We start from the raw sequence: 15,710 nt of genomic DNA on the forward strand, positions 1-15,710 counted from the left end.
GATGAGCGAAACCTTTAAAGCCGCTAGCCTTGCACGTAACAATGTCAAAGAGATGACACCCTATATGTCTGCTCGCCGTTTAGGCGGTCGTGGTGATGTTTGGTTAAATGCGAATGAATACCCAATTGCGCCAGAGTTTCAGTTTAATGAACGTAATTTAAACCGCTATCCTGAATGCCAGCCTACCGATGTGATCCTCAATTACGCGGCATATGCAGGGGTTTCTCCTGAGCAAGTGTTAGTTTGCCGCGGCGCTGACGAGTCAATCGAGCTGCTGATCCGGGCCTTCTGTGAACCCGGTAAAGATGCGGTGATGTTTTGTCCACCTACCTATGGCATGTACAGTGTCAGCGCTGAAACTTTTGGTATCGAACAGAAGAAGATCCCTGCTCTGCCAGACTGGTCACTCAATGTTGATGCTATTCGTGAAAACTTGAGCAACACTAAGCTGATCTATATTTGCAGCCCTAATAATCCAACCGGCAATATTATTGATAACAAGGCACTGGTTGAAGTCCTTGAAATGGCGGCAGGTCGAGCGTTAGTGGTTATTGATGAAGCTTATATTGAATTTTGCCTTCAATATAGCGTAGCCAGTTGGCTCAACAACTACCCTAACCTAGTCGTATTGAGAACTTTATCAAAAGCATTTGCACTAGCAGGCCTGCGTTGTGGCTTCACATTAGCCGCCCCCGATGTTATTGAAGTTTTGCTAAAAGTGATCGCTCCTTATCCGCTTTCTACCCCTGTGGCGATGATAGCGGCTCAAGCGCTGAATATGGAGGGGATAGCGACCATGAAACACCGTGTTACGACAATCACCAATAACCGCATTGCGCTTTCAGAAGCTTTACAGGAATTGCCTATCGTAGAAAAGGTTTACCCAAGCGAAACTAACTATATTTTAGTGCGCTTTACTGACGGCAATAAGGTGTTTAAAGCCCTGTGGGATCAAGGCATTATTTTACGTGATCAAAGTAAACAGCCAGGACTTGCCAACTGTTTACGTATCACTATCGGCACAGAAACCGAAAATGTACGTGTTATTGACGCTATTGAAGCCCTTTGCTAAACCTGAAAATAGGAAACATTCATGAGCCAAAAAATACTTTTTATTGACCGTGACGGAACATTAATCACTGAGCCACCTACTGATTTTCAGGTCGATAGCCTAAGCAAATTAGCATTTGAAAAAGCGGTGATCCCGAGCTTACTCGCGCTCCAAAAAGCCAACTACCGTTTAGTCATGGTCACTAACCAAGATGGCTTGGGAACGGATAGCTTTCCAACGGCTGACTTTGAGCCACCTCATAATTTAATGATGCAGGTTTTTGAATCTCAGGGTATCCAATTTGATGAAGTGCTGATCTGCCCTCACAAACCTGCGGATAACTGCAACTGCCGCAAGCCAAAGTTAGGCTTAGTCGAAAATTATCTTGTTGAAGGTAAATTAGACAAAGCAAACAGCTATGTGATTGGCGACCGTGAAACCGACATCCAATTAGCTGAAAATATGGGTATTCAAGGCCTACGTTATAGCCCTGAATCACTCGATTGGGTCGCTATCACTGATAAGTTAACCAAACGCGATCGTCATGCCTTGGTCGAACGAGTCACAAAAGAGACCCATATTCGCGTCGAAGTCTGGCTTGATCGCGAAGGCGGTAGCCAAATCAACACCGGCGTTGGCTTCTTTGATCACATGCTTGACCAAATCGCGACTCACGGTGGTTTCCGTTTAAATATCGACGTTAAAGGTGACCTATTTATAGACGACCATCACACCGTTGAGGATACAGGTTTAGCCCTTGGTGAGGCACTGCGTGTTGCGCTAGGTGACAAACGTGGTATTGCGCGTTTTGGCTTTGTGCTACCGATGGATGAGTGCCAAGCACGCTGTGCATTAGATATCTCTGGCCGCCCACACCTTGAATACAAAGCAGAATTTAAATACCAACGCGTTGGTGATTTGAGCACTGAAATGATCGAACACTTTTTCAGTTCACTCTCTTATGCGATGGGTTGTACGTTACACCTGAAAACTAAAGGGAAAAACGATCACCATAAAGCAGAGAGCCTATTTAAAGTGTTTGGTCGCACCTTACGCCAAGCGATCCGTGTTGAAGGGGATACTTTGCCTAGCTCGAAAGGGGTTCTCTAATGAATGTTGTGATCCTTGATACGGGGTGCGCTAATTTGTCATCGGTCGCTTACGCCGTTAAGCGTTTGGGTTACACCCCAAAAATTAGCCGTGATACTAAGACGATTTTACAGGCTGATAAAGTGTTTCTACCGGGAGTCGGCACAGCAAGTGCCGCCATGGAACAACTGAATGAGCGTGAACTCATTCCGTTAATTAAAACGCTGACTCAACCTGTTTTAGGCATCTGCTTAGGCATGCAATTAATGGGCAGTGTGAGTGAAGAAGGTAAAGAATTGATCCCATTACTGGGCCTCATTGATAGCCCGGTCCAAAAAATGGATGCTAACGGTTTGCCTGTTCCGCACAGTGGCTGGAACCAAGTTAAAGCATTAGCAGGCCACCCTTTATTCAAAGGGATCCGTGAGGATGCCTACTTCTATTTTGTGCATAGCTATTCGATGCCAATTTCAGGTAATACCCTAGCTCAAACCTTATATGGGAACCCATTTAGTAGTGCTGTCAATCAGGATAACTTTTACGGGGTTCAATTCCACCCTGAACGTTCGGGTGCCGCAGGCTCCCGTCTGATCCAAAACTTTTTGGAGATGTAATTGAGATGATCATTCCTGCTTTAGATTTAATTGATGGTAATGTTGTTCGCCTACACCAAGGAGACTATGCCAAGCAAACGGCATACGGTAATGATCCTCTCCCTCGCCTGCAACAATATGAGCAAGAAGGGGCGAAATTACTGCATTTAGTCGATTTAACGGGAGCCAAAGACCCACAAAAACGCCAAATTTCCCTACTCAAAAAATTATTAGCTGGCGTTTGTGTTCCTGTACAAGTTGGCGGTGGTATCCGCACTGAAGAAGACGTAAAAGCGCTGTTAGACGCGGGAGCGACGCGAGTGGTTATTGGCTCAACCGCGGTCAAGCAACCCGAATTAGTGAAAATTTGGTTTGAACGTTACGGCGGTGAAGCTATCGTGCTTGCTCTGGATGTTCGTATCAATCAACAAGGCGTTAAAGAAATTGCCATCAGTGGCTGGCAAGAGAATTCAAACCTTTCTCTAGAACAGGCCATTGAGATGTATCAGCCATACGGGCTAAAACACGTTTTATGTACCGATATTTCGAAAGATGGCACCTTGGCGGGTTCCAATGTCAACTTATATCGTGAAATCAGTCAAAAATACCCTGATATTGCTTTTCAAGCTTCAGGGGGTATTGGCTCTTTAGCTGATATCGCCGCTATTCCATCATCAGGAGCGGCAGGCGTGATTGTTGGTCGCGCCCTACTTGAAGGTAAATTCACTGTCGCGGAGGCAATCGCATGTTGGCAAAACGCATAATTCCTTGTCTGGATGTTCGTGATGGGCAAGTGGTTAAAGGTGTTCAATTCCGTAATCATGAAATTATTGGTGATATCGTGCCGCTCGCCCAGCGTTATGCCCAAGAAGGGGCAGATGAATTAGTTTTTTATGATATTACTGCATCATCTGACGGCCGTGTGGTCGATAAGAGTTGGGTTTCCAAAGTCGCCGAAGTCATTGATATCCCGTTTTGCGTGGCTGGTGGTATTAAAAGTGTCGAAGATGCAGCACAAATCCTGTCATTTGGCGCAGATAAAATTTCCATTAACTCACCTGCATTGTCTGATCCAACCTTAATTAGCCGTCTCGCTGAGCGCTTTGGTGTTCAATGTATTGTGGTTGGTATCGACACTTGGTTTGACCATGACAGCGGAGATTATCTGGTTTATCAATTTACTGGGGATGAAAAGCGCACCACACAAACTCGCTGGAAAACCTTAGATTGGGTTAAAGAGGTTCAACAACGCGGTGCTGGCGAAATCGTTCTAAACATGATGAACCAAGACGGTGTACGCCAAGGCTATGATCTGCTACAACTGAAAAAAGTCCGCGAAATCTGCCAAGTGCCTTTAATTGCCTCTGGTGGCGCGGGTGAAAAAGTACACTTCCTTGATGCTTTTTGCGATGCAAACGTTGATGGCGCACTTGCTGCTTCTGTGTTCCATAAGCAAATCATCAATATCGGTGAATTAAAGCAATACCTTGCAGAAAATGGAGTTCAAATTAGAGTATGTTAACCACAGAACAATGTCACCAACTTGCTTGGCAAAAAGTCGATGGGCTAATGCCTGTTGTTGTACAACACGCCACCTCTGGTGATGTACTAATGTTGGGTTATATGAACCCTGAAGCCTTACAAACCACCTTAGAGAGTGGCAAGGTCACTTTTTATTCAAGAACCAAACAGCGCCTATGGACCAAAGGGGAAACGTCTGGCCATTTTCTCAATTTGGTAGATATCTATCCAGACTGTGACAGCGATACCCTGCTCGCCTTAGTACAACCTATTGGACCAACTTGTCACAAGGGCACTGAAAGCTGTTTTGCTCCAGCCCAAAGTGATTGGGGCTTCTTATTTGAACTGGAAACCTTACTAAAATCACGTAAAACAGCAGATCCTGAAAGCTCTTACACCGCGCGTTTATATGCTAGTGGAACTAAACGTATCGCTCAAAAAGTAGGAGAAGAAGGGGTTGAGACCGCACTAGCTGCCACCGTGAATGATCGTGCTGAACTCACGAATGAAGCCGCAGATCTGATGTATCACTTGCTGGTACTCTTACAAGACCAAGATCTTGATTTAAGCACTATCATCAAACGACTGAAAGAGCGCCATCAATAATAATACGGTAGCCTGCTTAAGGTGGGCTACCCAATATAAAAAAGGTGAACTGATTATTGTTCGTCGACCTAAGCCCTCCTATTATCTTACCTATAAATGACTGTTTAGCTAATTGAGTCAATTAATTCAAGTGAAAGCCTATTTTAATAAAAATGCTATTTAGGCAATGATTTCGCTATTAACTTAAAAACACGCTCATTGCTTCTTTCAATTTTCAGATAATATCCATGGTATTTAGCTTGTTATCTAATTTTGCTACTATCTCAACTGTTTATTTTTATAAAAAAGGAACCGTCGTGTCAGAAAGCCCTATTTTTATTCAATTAACCCAGTTACTTGATAAACATAATGCCAGATACCGTGTGATGGAACACCCAACCGCAGGTAAATCTGAGGAAGTCGCTAAAGTACGAGGAACCCAATTAGGTCAAGGTGCAAAAGGTCTGGTATGCCATGTCAAAGGAAATGGGATCCGCCAACATGTTTTAGCTATTCTTCCTGCGGATAAACAGGCTGATTTAAGCAAAATAGCCCATGCCATTGGCGGAACGCGAGCCTCATTAGCGAGTCCAAAAGAAGTGGATGATTTAACCCAATGTGTATTTGGCGCCATTCCTCCTTTTAGCTTCCACCCCTCGCTAAAATTAATTGCTGATCCTTATTTATTTGCCCGTTTTGAAGAATTAGCCTTTAATGCTGGCACACTTGAACGCTCAGTTATCCTCAATACCGAAGACTATCGGCGTATTGCTAATCCCACGCTAGTTAGTTTTATTCGTGATAGTGAAACAACGTAAAATAACTTGATTTTAAGTAAAATAGGTCTCGCGCTTTTATGCGGCTGCTACACTTAGTTATAACTGTTGTTCAGTATAAAGGAGAATATCATGAGTTTATTCGACAAAGCAGAAAACAGAGCAAGAGAAGCCGCTGGCACGGCGCAGCAAGCCTATGGTGAAGTCACCGACTCTACAGAACATCAAATTAAAGGTGCCGTTAAAAAATGTGCGGCTCAAGGCTGTGATACCTTAAATTCCGCTGTGGATAGCGTAAAAAGCCATCCACTTGCCGCAGCCACTATCGCTGCCGGAGTCGGCTTTATATTTGGTTACTTAGCCAGCAAGAAGTAAATTTATATATGCGATAAAGGGAATGACATATCATCATTCCCTATCGGTCATTGTTATGATTTGTTTTGATATTCCAACAATGCCGCTTTTAATGCGGCCAAATCAGAATGACATAAATGAGGTTTTAACGCATTGAATTGCTCTTCAGGCCAATCATAAATTCTCAATGCGAGCAGCTCACTAATAATTTCAGGCGAAAAACGGTATCCAATCTGTTTCGCTGGATTGCCCCCAACAATGCTATATGGCGCCACATTTTTTACCACAACACTATTGGCGGCAATAACAGCGCCTTCACCGATATGAACGCCTGGCATGATGAATGCTCGCATACCAATCCATGCGCCATCACCAATTATCGTATCTCCCTTCCCTACATAGGCTTCATTAATATGCTCAATAAAAGGATACAAGCAAAACCAGTCTATTCGATGAGTGTGATTTCCTCCCATCAAAATCACGGCTTCACTGCCGATACAGACATAATCGCCAATATAGAGTTGATCGACTTGCCAAGGAAGTTGCCAGTCACGACTCCCTTCATCTCCTTGTAGGTAACGAACAACGGAGGCTTCAAAGCCATTATCCCAACAGTCACTGTAATAACTGTGACGCCCTTTAATATGGATATTGGGGTTTTGGGCAACTTCGTGTAATAGTTGATATTTTGACCAATGCTTTTGATTCATGGTAACAATCCTCGTCGTAAAATTATTATTACCATAGAACGCTGTCTATGGTGATGTATTCGCGCTCAAAAATACATCACCTTTAGCCACCCTAGGCTGTTTTAATAAGGGATTTATCATTTATGCTGCCTCATTCTGTGCGGCTAATTTTAAGCTGACATTCCTTGCCACCAGCGCAATGATACAGCCTAACAACATTAAAATAGCTAGCGCCCACTTTGCTGGTAAGAAGGCATTAATCGCCAATAAACTTAACCCCGCACCAACCGCCATTTGAATAAACCCGACCAGTGCAGAGGCCGTTCCAGCCTCTTTTTCAAAAGGTTCTAACGCGTAACTGGTTGCGGTTCCCATCATAAAAGCGAGTCCTGTACAGGCACAAGCAACAGGTAACATATAGACTAACCAATGGTTTTGTAACGCATAGGGCAGTAACATTAAGCCTAATACGAGGCCTAAACACCCGATCCCCATAAATAAGCTACCTGCTTTTAAGCAATTAGGGCGACCAATTTTCGGGATATAGTGGTTAGCAATATAGCTAGCAAACATGATCCAAAAACCATTTGCCCCAAACACAAGCGAAAATTCTAGCGGGGTTAGCTTTGAATCCCCCATTAACACGCTCGGTGCAAAGGAGACATAAGTCAGTACCATTCCCATACTACCCGCATTAACCAATGCAAAAATCATAAAATACTTATTACGCAAAATGTGCAGATAATGGTTAAGTTGCAGTTTTTTCACATGTTGCAAACTTGCAGGGCGAGTTTCAGGTAAAAAAGCTATCACCAATACTAAGAGCAGTAATGCATAGAGGGCAAGGAACCAAAAAGGTGCGCGCCATCCCCAATATTCTGCCAAAAAGCCACCTAATAGCGGAGCAAGCGCTGGCACAATGTTTAATGTGCCATTCAGGAAGCCAAAAGCACGCGCCGCTTCTGTACCATTTAAACGGTCTCGCACCCCGCTAAAAGCAACTACACCTGTGCAGCAGACCGCGACACCTTGCAGCACTCGCGCAGCAATAAAGATCTCCACCGCAGTTGATAATGCTGCAACTGTCGACCCGATGATATAAATTAAGATCCCTATGATGGCGATAGGTTTACGTCCATATCGATCAATTAAAGGCCCTGAGACCAACTGCCCTATACCAAAAATTAAAATAAACAGCGCGATTGTTGATTGTATCAGTGACTCTGGGGAGCCAAGGGCAATCGCAATAGCAGGGATTGTCGGTAAATATAGGTCAATCGCCAGTGGGCTAAGTAGTACGAGTAACAGTAACAGGACAAGGAACTTTCGCATAAATAGAATTCTTAGTGAACAATCATCAAATGATCAATCTAGGCTTTGCAGTGAAGCTTTCTCAGCCTAATAATAAAAATGAACTGATAATTCTATCAGTAGAATCAATCAAAGCGATACCCGATTTTCTTGTCCGAATATCTTTCAGCATAAAAAACTCACCGTTAAGTAAATTTAACGCTTGAATGCAGAGTACAGATGCTCTGTTAGGCAACTTATGATCCTCTAACTATCACTAAGTAAACGAGTATTTTAGACTAAGCGAATGAACAGCGTCGTATCAGTCACTCCCCGCAACGTAATAGCCAATTGATGAATACCAGTTCATTTTTTATAGTGTTATTAGTTATGGTTTGTTATTCAAAATTCTTCTCTTGCGGATCCATCAGGTAAATAATCGCTATGTATTATTCCTAGTCGAAGCCTATTTTCTCACCCTATCGTAGGGTAAGCTCACTTCAATAAAAATAGTATTATCATCAATTCAATAAGGCGATATTCTCGAGTAATGGCAATCCATGAAGTCACACCATAATTTGCATAAGCCTTCTATTCCCCTTACGCTGTCTCTTGCGAGTTCTTGTCTAATTTGTTTTAGCTGACAACCCCAGTTGATTTACCTACATTTATGACATTATCAACTTTGAGTTCTGACGAGTATTAGCATAATAAGAGAGCGAACTGAGAAATAAATACTTAAAAAATGAATAATAATCTAATTACTCAATTACAAAATTGGTATAAATCTCAATGCGATGGAATTTGGGAGCATTAATATGGATTAGACATCAGTACGTTAGACAATCCAGGCTGGCGAGTTCATATTAATGGTGAGAGTGGAAAAAATAAATCAAACCTTATTGTTAATAATAGCAATGATGATTGGTTAAATATCATTACAACTGATAAAGAATTTAAAGGCTATGGAAGCCCACAAAATTTAAATATCATCTTAGATTACGCTATTAAATGGCTTAATGGGTCATAACAGTATATCTCCTTCAGCCTAGCATAATGTTTTTAATATTCATGACTTCCCCAGCCTAATAGGGGGAGTTGTATGCACAAAAAAAGGGGCTGGATCACCAGCCCCCTCACTTATGTAATTCATTGTTTTAATGAATTACTCCATCCATTCGGTATGAAATACGCCTTCTTTATCAGTACGTTTATAAGTATGAGCACCGAAATAATCGCGCTGCGCCTGAATTAAGTTAGCAGGCAATACCGCTGAACGATAACTATCATAATAAGAAATTGCGGCTGAGAATGTGGGTGTTGGAATACCGTTTTGTACACCATAACAAACCACATCACGTAACGCTTGCTGATATTCATCTGCGATTTGCTTAAAGTATGGCGCTAATAACAAGTTCGCAATCTGTGCGTTTTCATTGTAGGCATCTGTAATCTTTTGCAAGAACTGAGCACGAATAATACAACCAGCACGGAAAATCTTCGCGATTTCACCGTAGTTAAGATCCCAGTTATATTCGTCAGAAGCCGCTTTTAATTGCTGGAAGCCTTGAGCATAAGAGACGATTTTACCTAGGTATAACGCACGGCGTACTTTTTCGATAAACTGTTTTTTATCACCTTCAACCGCTTTTAATGCCGGACCAGTTAACACTTTAGAAGCAGCAACACGTTGATCTTTTAGGAAAGAGATATAACGTGCGAATACCGATTCAGTGATAAGTGTTACTGGAATACCTAAATCTAAAGAGCTTTGGCTAGTCCACTTACCTGTGCCCTTGTTTGCCGCTTCATCCAAAATAACATCAACAAGATATTTGCCATCTTCATCTTTTTTCTTAAAGATATCAGCGGTGATTTCAATCAGATAGCTACTTAGTTCACCTTGGTTCCAATCTGCAAAAATCTCTGCAAGCGCTTCATTGCTTAGGTTTAAAGCACCTTTTAATAATGAATAGGCCTCAGCGATAAGCTGCATATCACCATATTCAATACCATTGTGAACCATTTTAACATAATGACCAGCACCATCTGGGCCAATATAAGTCACGCAAGGCTCACCTTCTGCTTTAGCGGCGATTTCTTTTAGAATTGGTGCAACCAGTTCATAAGCCTCTTTTTGTCCACCCGGCATGATCGATGGGCCTTTTAGTGCCCCCTCTTCACCACCAGAAACCCCTGTACCGATAAAGTTAAAGCCTTGCTCTGATAGCTCGCGATTACGACGGATTGTGTCTTTATATAGCGTATTGCCACCATCAATCAGGATATCGCCTTTGTCCAAATGCGGAGTCAATGCAGCAATCGTTTTATCTGTCGCTTCACCTGCTTTCACCATTAGCAGGATACGGCGTGGTTTTTCCAGAGAGTCGACAAACTCTTCAATAGTGTAGCTGGGAACTAATTTTTTCCCTGGATTTTCAGCAATAACTTCATCCGTTTTATCTTTAGAACGGTTGAAAATAGAGACGGAATAACCACGGCTTTCAATATTCAGCGCAAGGTTGCGCCCCATGACAGCCATACCGACAACGCCAATCTGTTGCTTTGACATGAAAAACTCCTGTCTGATTAGGACCTAAGCCAGCATTTTACTTGCTGGCAATTCTGTTAACAGGATCACATGTTAACTCAGGTTTGTTCTGGTGGGTAGTTATTGATGCAATCGATGACGCAAACGGAATATTATTTGTAGATTATCGTCTCATTAACGTGAATTTTTATTGAAATTTGAGTAAACAAACCGCATTATTCACCAGTCGGCATATGCCGTCATATCAGAAGGTAAAACAAACTGTATGGAATGGATCGCAGATCCTTCGATTTGGGCGGGGCTTGCCACCCTTATCGTTCTAGAAATCGTTCTTGGTATTGATAACCTCGTCTTTATTGCCATTTTGGCAGATAAGCTTCCGCAAAAATTGCGTGATAGGGCTCGTGTAACGGGTCTGATGCTAGCACTAGTGATGCGAGTCATTCTGCTATTTAGCTTGTCTTGGCTAATCACGCTCACCAAGCCTTTAATTACACTATTCGATCATCCATTTAGTGCCAGAGATCTGATCATGTTGGTCGGCGGTCTCTTTTTGCTATTTAAGGCAACAATGGAGCTTAATGAACGGCTAGAAGGTGGGGATGAACACGCGCATACCCAGCGGAAAACATCGAATTTCTGGGCTGTTGTGGCACAAATCATCGTCCTTGATGCAGTTTTCTCACTCGATTCGGTAATTACCGCCGTTGGGATGGTTGACCATATTGGTGTTATGGTTGCTGCTGTGACGATTGCCATGATGTTGATGATATGGGCAAGTAAGCCACTAACTGGTTTTGTTAACAACCACCCTACTATCGTTATCCTGTGTCTCAGTTTCTTGTTGATGATAGGCTTTAGCTTGGTTGCTGAAGGCTTCGGTTACTCGATACCGAAAGGCTATCTATATGCTGCGATTGGTTTCTCTATCATGATTGAAGTCTTAAATCAGTTCGCACAATTTAACCGTCGCAAATTCCTAAAAGGTAGTCGCCCATTACGTGAGCGCACAGCAGAAGCGGTGCTACGTATTCTAAGCGGTAACCATGAACGTGCGGAATTGGATGCTCATACATCGGACTTGATAGCGGATAACCAATCTGTTTTTGATCCACAAGAGCGTCAAATGATTGCCCGAGTTTTGGGAATGGCGGAACGTAATGTCGAAAGTATCATGACATCACGCCATGATGTGGAATATTTAGATATCAATAAATCAGCCAGTGAATTACTACAATTGCTGGAAAAAAATCCGCATTCACGCTTTGTGGTGATTGATGAGAATATCAGTGATGAGCCTGTTGGTGTTATCCATGTGCTTGATTTAGTTAAACAGCAGCTCAGTGGTCAACCTCTTGATTTACGTGCTCTTATTACTCAACCCCTGATCTTCCCTGAAGGCCTTTCGCTGCTAAAAGCGCTAGAGCAGTTCCGTAAAGCTCAAACACACTTTGCCTTTGTTGTCGATGAGTTTGGTACTGTTGAGGGTGTCGTCACCTTAACCGATGTAATGGAAACCATTGCTGGTAACTTACCAGATGGGGAAGAAGAAAATGATTCGCGTCATGACATCCAAAAGTTGGAGGATGGTCACTGGATTGCCAATGGTTTTATGCCATTAGAAGACCTGATCTTATTTGTTCCAATGGAATTGGATGAAAAACGTGAATACGAAACCATTGCAGGCCTATTGATGGAACATCTTCAACGTGTTCCTGAAGAAGGTGAACAAATTGAGGTGAACGGTTGTATTTTCCAACCGCTTGAGGTCAAGAACCACCGTATTAGCAAGGTGCTGATTATTCCACCTAAACAGCCTGAAGAAGATGAAGAAGAGTAATTAAGCTTCATTTAGAACCATACCGGCCAGTGAGCCGGTATTTTTTTACATAAATATTTAAAGTTGCTTTATCCGATGTCTTAAAACACAAAAATGGTAGCGTTTTTTAAAAGAATTAATTATTGAGTTGTTCAATAATTTAGGCAACTTAATAATGTTATTCGAGGTTAGAGATGAAAGTATCTAGTCAAAGCATCCATAATGTTCAATCGCAACAAAATATTCAATCGCCCCCAATTAAAGCGAATAATTCTTCTATTGCAAGCTCTACATCAAATGTTAGTAATACATCAAACCAACAACCTAAAATTGTCACAGCAGAGAAAACTGTACATGTAAAAGATGTTAAACAACTTAATACGAAAATTAAAAATAGTATTAAAAAAATTGTGAGCCAGCTAAAAACCGCTCAAAGCGGCGATGTTTTTAGTCGAAATGGTGTCAATATGAAAGATATTTCAACAACATTGTCTTCATTAAAAAATGAGATTAAATCTTACCAAACTAAATTAGATAGTTCTTCTTACAAACATCATACAAGTAAGAAAGAAACAATAACCAAGCTGAATAATTTAGTAAAAAGCACTGAAGGTAAAATTCATCTGGCGGAAAGTAAATTCCAATTTGAACGCCGACAAAACAATACTATTGGATTAGATAGCCAAGAAAAAATTAATGAAAGAATAACCCAAGAAGCTAGCAGATCAAAGTATGAATAATAATGTAACTTATTGATAGTCAATAATAGATAAAGAAGAGCTCCCGCTTATAGCCGGAGTTCTTCTGATTTATAAACTATAATGCGTTCAACAAATCACTTAGCCCTTTTTGTTCTTCCTTCTTCAAAAAGTTACCTAATGCCTCTTTTGCTTGTGTCTTTAATTCGTTACGTAGCAATTTTTCGACATTCAATTGATATTGCAGATTGCTCCATCCACCATAAATACGCAGTGGAATAGTCATCGCTTGTAACTGCTGAATAAAGCGAGAATCACCGCCCCAACCTTTAGTGATTTGTACGCCCAAGTTCACATCTAGGGTTTCGGCTGGTACATTTGCCCAACCTTGTCCGGTAATCGAGATGAGTGGAGACGTTGCATTCATTGAGGCAATATTGACGGTTCCTTTATTTAAACGACCATTAACGGTAAACAATTCAACTTCCGTATAATTTCCCGTATTGACCGGCGCATTAATTTTATTGGTCACCCGTGAAATAGATTGTTGGATCAATAACGGAATATTTAAGCCCGCTAAGCGTGCATTTTGTAAACTGAAACTCACAGGACCTTGCCATAAATGTTTCACGGCATAATCATCATAACCAGGCCCCGATAAATCCGCATTGATAGTCACAATACCGCTCAATTTTTCGGGCATATTAAATGCCTTTAATAACGGCGTTAAATTAATATTTTGGATATTAGGCTTCGCCATGACTTGCGCGGGGATCGCAGCATAATTAATGGTCACAGGCAGTGAGAATAGTCCCCCAAACGCCTTCCCTTCTAACTGAGAAATGACTAATTGAGGCGCTTGATTTTGTGCTGCAAGTTTTACTGCGCTTACCTCCATTCCACGATAAATCAAATTATCGATATTGAGATCAATATTGGCAGTAAAGGATTTTAAATTCGATAAATCATATTTTTGGGTTTCTTTCCCAGAAATAACAGGTTTAACCCCCACTCGAGCAGGATTATCGGACTCATTCGCATTATGGGAGCCTGCATTTGTATGCGGTGTACCCAGTAATTTATCTAAATTTAAGCGATGAGAAGATAACTGAACACGAACATCAGGGATATTGCCTAATTGTGCTGCGATTTTACCGGTTAATTCACTTTCATTCGCCTTAATGACAATGTTATTTAAACTGGCTGTCGCAACATTCTCTTTAATGTAAGCAAAATCACTGGTGAATTGACCCGTTATGCCACCTTCAGGCAAATCAACACCTGTAAAGGTGTAATCAAATTGAGTTAATTGCCCACTAATTTGATGTGAAAGCTGGGAGAGATCAAGCTCTGCTCGCGCATCAAAGCGCAGCTCCTGCTGGTTTTTATTTAAATTACCGCTGAATTTAGCCGTAATTTTTCGCTCATCATTTTTCTTTAAGGAAAGGTTGATATTGCGTAAGTTGTACTCATCATTCTGAGTTTTCCAGATCACTAAACTATTTGATACTTCAACTTTTTCAATATCCAATAGCCATTGGCTCTTCTCCGTAGAGCTTGGTGTTTGCTTGTTACCTGCTGGCGCAATCGGTGAGTTAGCATCAGTTTGAGCTTCGCTTTCTGGTGTATGACGAATGACTGCACCGTCTAAAACAATTTGTTCAACAGATAAACGATGAGAAAGCAAAGGCCACAATTCTACGTCAAGGCGCATATTTTCAGCGCTCAAGACAGGTTGGCTTGCATTAGGTGCGGTGACCGAAACAGGTCCTGTAATAATGCTAAGGGTCGGCCAAACATGCCAACGCATATCGCCTTTAAAATCGAGCTGATAGCCGCTCTTTTTCTCGACTTGCTCCACAAGATACTGTCTAAAGTCGTTTGGATTCACTAACATGACCAACGCTGTTAGCCCAACTACAATCACGACTAGCAAGATGACCAGTGTCGTCAGAAATCGTTTCATTCTTCCCTCACTCAAGTTATGTCTGCTACGCCACACAAAAGGCTCACACTACACCTATCCCTGCACAATATGCGGAATTACCTCAAATTAAACATAAAGATAATTCCGCAATACTTCTCGTTATCAATCTTCACTGATACGACTACCGACCGCCCCTTGCTGATTTTTATATTTTGCATCTTGTCGGCTATTATAAGGACGATCTGCGCTGCCAGATAATGGCTCAAAACTTAAAGCGCCAATCACCATACCAGGGCGCAGGGCCAATGGGAGTTTACCTGAATTATAAAACTCTAACACAATTTGCCCACACCAACCGGGGTCGATTCGATGAGCAGTAACATGCACCATTAACCCCAATCGTGCTAACGATGAACGCCCATCTAACCACCCCACTAGGTTATCAGGCAGGGTAACAGACTCGAGAGTGACTGCAAGTGCTAATTCCCCTGGATGGAGGAAAAAAGGCTCATTGTCTTTGAGAATTATTTCATCACTCATGACACGGTCAAGCGCCGCATTAACTTCATCTTTCGGGCCACTTAGGTCAATAAAGGCTGCGGTATGCCCACGGAAAACGCGGAATTGGTTTCCTAGGCGCACATCCGCCGTTGCTCCATTGATCCGTTCAATAGGTGGACGTGGGCTAATGACTAATTTTCCCTCATCCATCCATTGAATAATATCGCGGTCACAAAGACGCATGATGGTATCCCCCCTTTCATTAT

General features: G+C 42.0%; 16 protein-coding genes. 11 read left to right on the forward strand and 5 right to left on the reverse strand.

What is annotated here, in order from left to right; all coding sequences use genetic code 11:
- Window position 1: 1 nt before the first annotated feature.
- The 8 genes from hisC (at window position 2) to PR699_RS07435 (ending at window position 5,990) form a co-directional block, all read left to right on the forward strand.
- Window positions 2-1,072 (forward strand): histidinol-phosphate transaminase, encoded by a 1,071-nt coding sequence (gene hisC, locus PR699_RS07400; RefSeq protein ID WP_014657816.1) that lies wholly within the window; start codon window positions 2-4, stop codon window positions 1,070-1,072.
- A 21-nt stretch (window positions 1,073-1,093) separates the two neighbouring features.
- A complete protein-coding gene (gene hisB / locus PR699_RS07405) occupies window positions 1,094-2,161 on the forward strand; it encodes a bifunctional histidinol-phosphatase/imidazoleglycerol-phosphate dehydratase HisB (protein ID WP_004918009.1) in 1,068 nt (355 codons plus the stop codon).
- Window positions 2,161-2,754 carry an imidazole glycerol phosphate synthase subunit HisH gene (gene hisH, locus PR699_RS07410; protein ID WP_004918008.1) on the forward strand — a complete coding sequence of 198 codons (594 nt, stop codon included), beginning with the start codon at window positions 2,161-2,163 and terminating at the stop codon, window positions 2,752-2,754. Before hisB ends, hisH begins: the two co-directional genes overlap by 1 nt.
- A 5-nt stretch (window positions 2,755-2,759) precedes the next feature.
- Complete coding sequence (gene hisA, locus PR699_RS07415) at window positions 2,760-3,497, forward strand: 1-(5-phosphoribosyl)-5-[(5-phosphoribosylamino)methylideneamino]imidazole-4-carboxamide isomerase (RefSeq protein ID WP_014657815.1); 738 nt, start codon at window positions 2,760-2,762, stop codon at window positions 3,495-3,497.
- A complete protein-coding gene (hisF, locus tag PR699_RS07420) occupies window positions 3,479-4,255 on the forward strand; it encodes an imidazole glycerol phosphate synthase subunit HisF (RefSeq protein ID WP_004918004.1) in 777 nt (258 codons plus the stop codon). The genes hisA and hisF overlap by 19 nt, the downstream gene beginning before the upstream one ends.
- The gene (gene hisIE / locus PR699_RS07425) at window positions 4,249-4,860 is read left to right on the forward strand and encodes a bifunctional phosphoribosyl-AMP cyclohydrolase/phosphoribosyl-ATP diphosphatase HisIE (RefSeq protein WP_004918003.1); all 612 of its coding nucleotides are present in this window, start codon (window positions 4,249-4,251) and stop codon (window positions 4,858-4,860) included. Before hisF ends, hisIE begins: the two co-directional genes overlap by 7 nt.
- 296 nt (window positions 4,861-5,156) lie before the next feature.
- Window positions 5,157-5,657, forward strand: a complete 501-nt coding sequence (locus PR699_RS07430) for a YbaK/prolyl-tRNA synthetase associated domain-containing protein (RefSeq protein ID WP_036944158.1) — start codon at window positions 5,157-5,159, stop codon at window positions 5,655-5,657.
- Window positions 5,658-5,747: 90 nt separating this feature from the next.
- Window positions 5,748-5,990 carry a DUF883 C-terminal domain-containing protein gene (locus tag PR699_RS07435; RefSeq protein ID WP_014657814.1) on the forward strand — a complete coding sequence of 81 codons (243 nt, stop codon included), beginning with the start codon at window positions 5,748-5,750 and terminating at the stop codon, window positions 5,988-5,990.
- Window positions 5,991-6,043: 53 nt separating this feature from the next.
- Here PR699_RS07435 and PR699_RS07440 read toward each other — a convergent pair whose 3' ends face one another.
- Entirely contained in the window at window positions 6,044-6,679 is a 636-nt protein-coding gene (locus PR699_RS07440; protein ID WP_014657813.1) for a CatB-related O-acetyltransferase, read from the reverse strand.
- Window positions 6,680-6,799: 120 nt separating this feature from the next.
- Window positions 6,800-7,990, reverse strand: a complete 1,191-nt coding sequence (locus PR699_RS07445) for a multidrug effflux MFS transporter (RefSeq protein ID WP_014657812.1) — start codon at window positions 7,988-7,990, stop codon at window positions 6,800-6,802.
- A gap of 787 nt (window positions 7,991-8,777) precedes the next feature.
- Here PR699_RS07445 and PR699_RS07450 point away from each other — a divergent pair.
- Window positions 8,778-8,978 carry an Imm53 family immunity protein gene (locus PR699_RS07450; protein WP_272572885.1) on the forward strand — a complete coding sequence of 67 codons (201 nt, stop codon included), beginning with the start codon at window positions 8,778-8,780 and terminating at the stop codon, window positions 8,976-8,978.
- Between the two features lie 135 nt (window positions 8,979-9,113).
- On the opposite strand, the gene gndA is transcribed toward PR699_RS07450, so the two are convergent.
- Window positions 9,114-10,520: an NADP-dependent phosphogluconate dehydrogenase gene (gene gndA / locus PR699_RS07455; RefSeq protein ID WP_014657811.1), complete on the reverse strand. Its 1,407-nt coding sequence runs from the start codon at window positions 10,518-10,520 to the stop codon at window positions 9,114-9,116.
- Between the two features lie 244 nt (window positions 10,521-10,764).
- Between gndA and PR699_RS07460 the strand changes: the two genes are divergently transcribed.
- Together PR699_RS07460 and PR699_RS07465 are read left to right on the forward strand one after the other, a co-directional pair.
- Window positions 10,765-12,339: a TerC family protein gene (locus PR699_RS07460; protein ID WP_004917989.1), complete on the forward strand. Its 1,575-nt coding sequence runs from the start codon at window positions 10,765-10,767 to the stop codon at window positions 12,337-12,339.
- Window positions 12,340-12,512: 173 nt separating this feature from the next.
- Window positions 12,513-13,058 carry a hypothetical protein gene (locus PR699_RS07465; protein ID WP_076914363.1) on the forward strand — a complete coding sequence of 182 codons (546 nt, stop codon included), beginning with the start codon at window positions 12,513-12,515 and terminating at the stop codon, window positions 13,056-13,058.
- A 76-nt stretch (window positions 13,059-13,134) separates the two neighbouring features.
- Here PR699_RS07465 and asmA read toward each other — a convergent pair whose 3' ends face one another.
- Both asmA and dcd read right to left on the reverse strand, forming a co-directional pair.
- The gene (asmA, locus tag PR699_RS07470; protein WP_004917985.1) at window positions 13,135-14,982 is read right to left on the reverse strand and encodes an outer membrane assembly protein AsmA; all 1,848 of its coding nucleotides are present in this window, start codon (window positions 14,980-14,982) and stop codon (window positions 13,135-13,137) included.
- Window positions 14,983-15,105: 123 nt separating this feature from the next.
- The gene (dcd, locus tag PR699_RS07475; protein ID WP_014657808.1) at window positions 15,106-15,687 is read right to left on the reverse strand and encodes a dCTP deaminase; all 582 of its coding nucleotides are present in this window, start codon (window positions 15,685-15,687) and stop codon (window positions 15,106-15,108) included.
- Window positions 15,688-15,710: the final 23 nt, after the last annotated feature.

It is taken from the genome of Providencia sp. PROV268 (assembly GCF_028477805.1).
GTDB lineage: Bacteria > Pseudomonadota > Gammaproteobacteria > Enterobacterales > Enterobacteriaceae > Providencia > Providencia stuartii.

Coding starts and splice junctions, on each gene's coding strand:
- hisC (WP_014657816.1), top strand. CDS start 2: ATGAGCGAAACCTTTAAAGCCGCTAGCCTTGCACGTAACAATGTCAAA.
- hisB (WP_004918009.1), top strand. CDS start 1,094: ATGAGCCAAAAAATACTTTTTATTGACCGTGACGGAACATTAATCACT.
- hisH (WP_004918008.1), top strand. CDS start 2,161: ATGAATGTTGTGATCCTTGATACGGGGTGCGCTAATTTGTCATCGGTC.
- hisA (WP_014657815.1), top strand. CDS start 2,760: ATGATCATTCCTGCTTTAGATTTAATTGATGGTAATGTTGTTCGCCTA.
- hisF (WP_004918004.1), top strand. CDS start 3,479: ATGTTGGCAAAACGCATAATTCCTTGTCTGGATGTTCGTGATGGGCAA.
- hisIE (WP_004918003.1), top strand. CDS start 4,249: ATGTTAACCACAGAACAATGTCACCAACTTGCTTGGCAAAAAGTCGAT.
- PR699_RS07435 (WP_014657814.1), top strand. CDS start 5,748: ATGAGTTTATTCGACAAAGCAGAAAACAGAGCAAGAGAAGCCGCTGGC.
- PR699_RS07440 (WP_014657813.1), bottom strand. CDS start 6,679: ATGAATCAAAAGCATTGGTCAAAATATCAACTATTACACGAAGTTGCC.
- PR699_RS07445 (WP_014657812.1), bottom strand. CDS start 7,990: ATGCGAAAGTTCCTTGTCCTGTTACTGTTACTCGTACTACTTAGCCCA.
- gndA (WP_014657811.1), bottom strand. CDS start 10,520: ATGTCAAAGCAACAGATTGGCGTTGTCGGTATGGCTGTCATGGGGCGC.
- PR699_RS07460 (WP_004917989.1), top strand. CDS start 10,765: ATGGAATGGATCGCAGATCCTTCGATTTGGGCGGGGCTTGCCACCCTT.
- PR699_RS07465 (WP_076914363.1), top strand. CDS start 12,513: ATGAAAGTATCTAGTCAAAGCATCCATAATGTTCAATCGCAACAAAAT.
- asmA (WP_004917985.1), bottom strand. CDS start 14,982: ATGAAACGATTTCTGACGACACTGGTCATCTTGCTAGTCGTGATTGTA.
- dcd (WP_014657808.1), bottom strand. CDS start 15,687: ATGCGTCTTTGTGACCGCGATATTATTCAATGGATGGATGAGGGAAAA.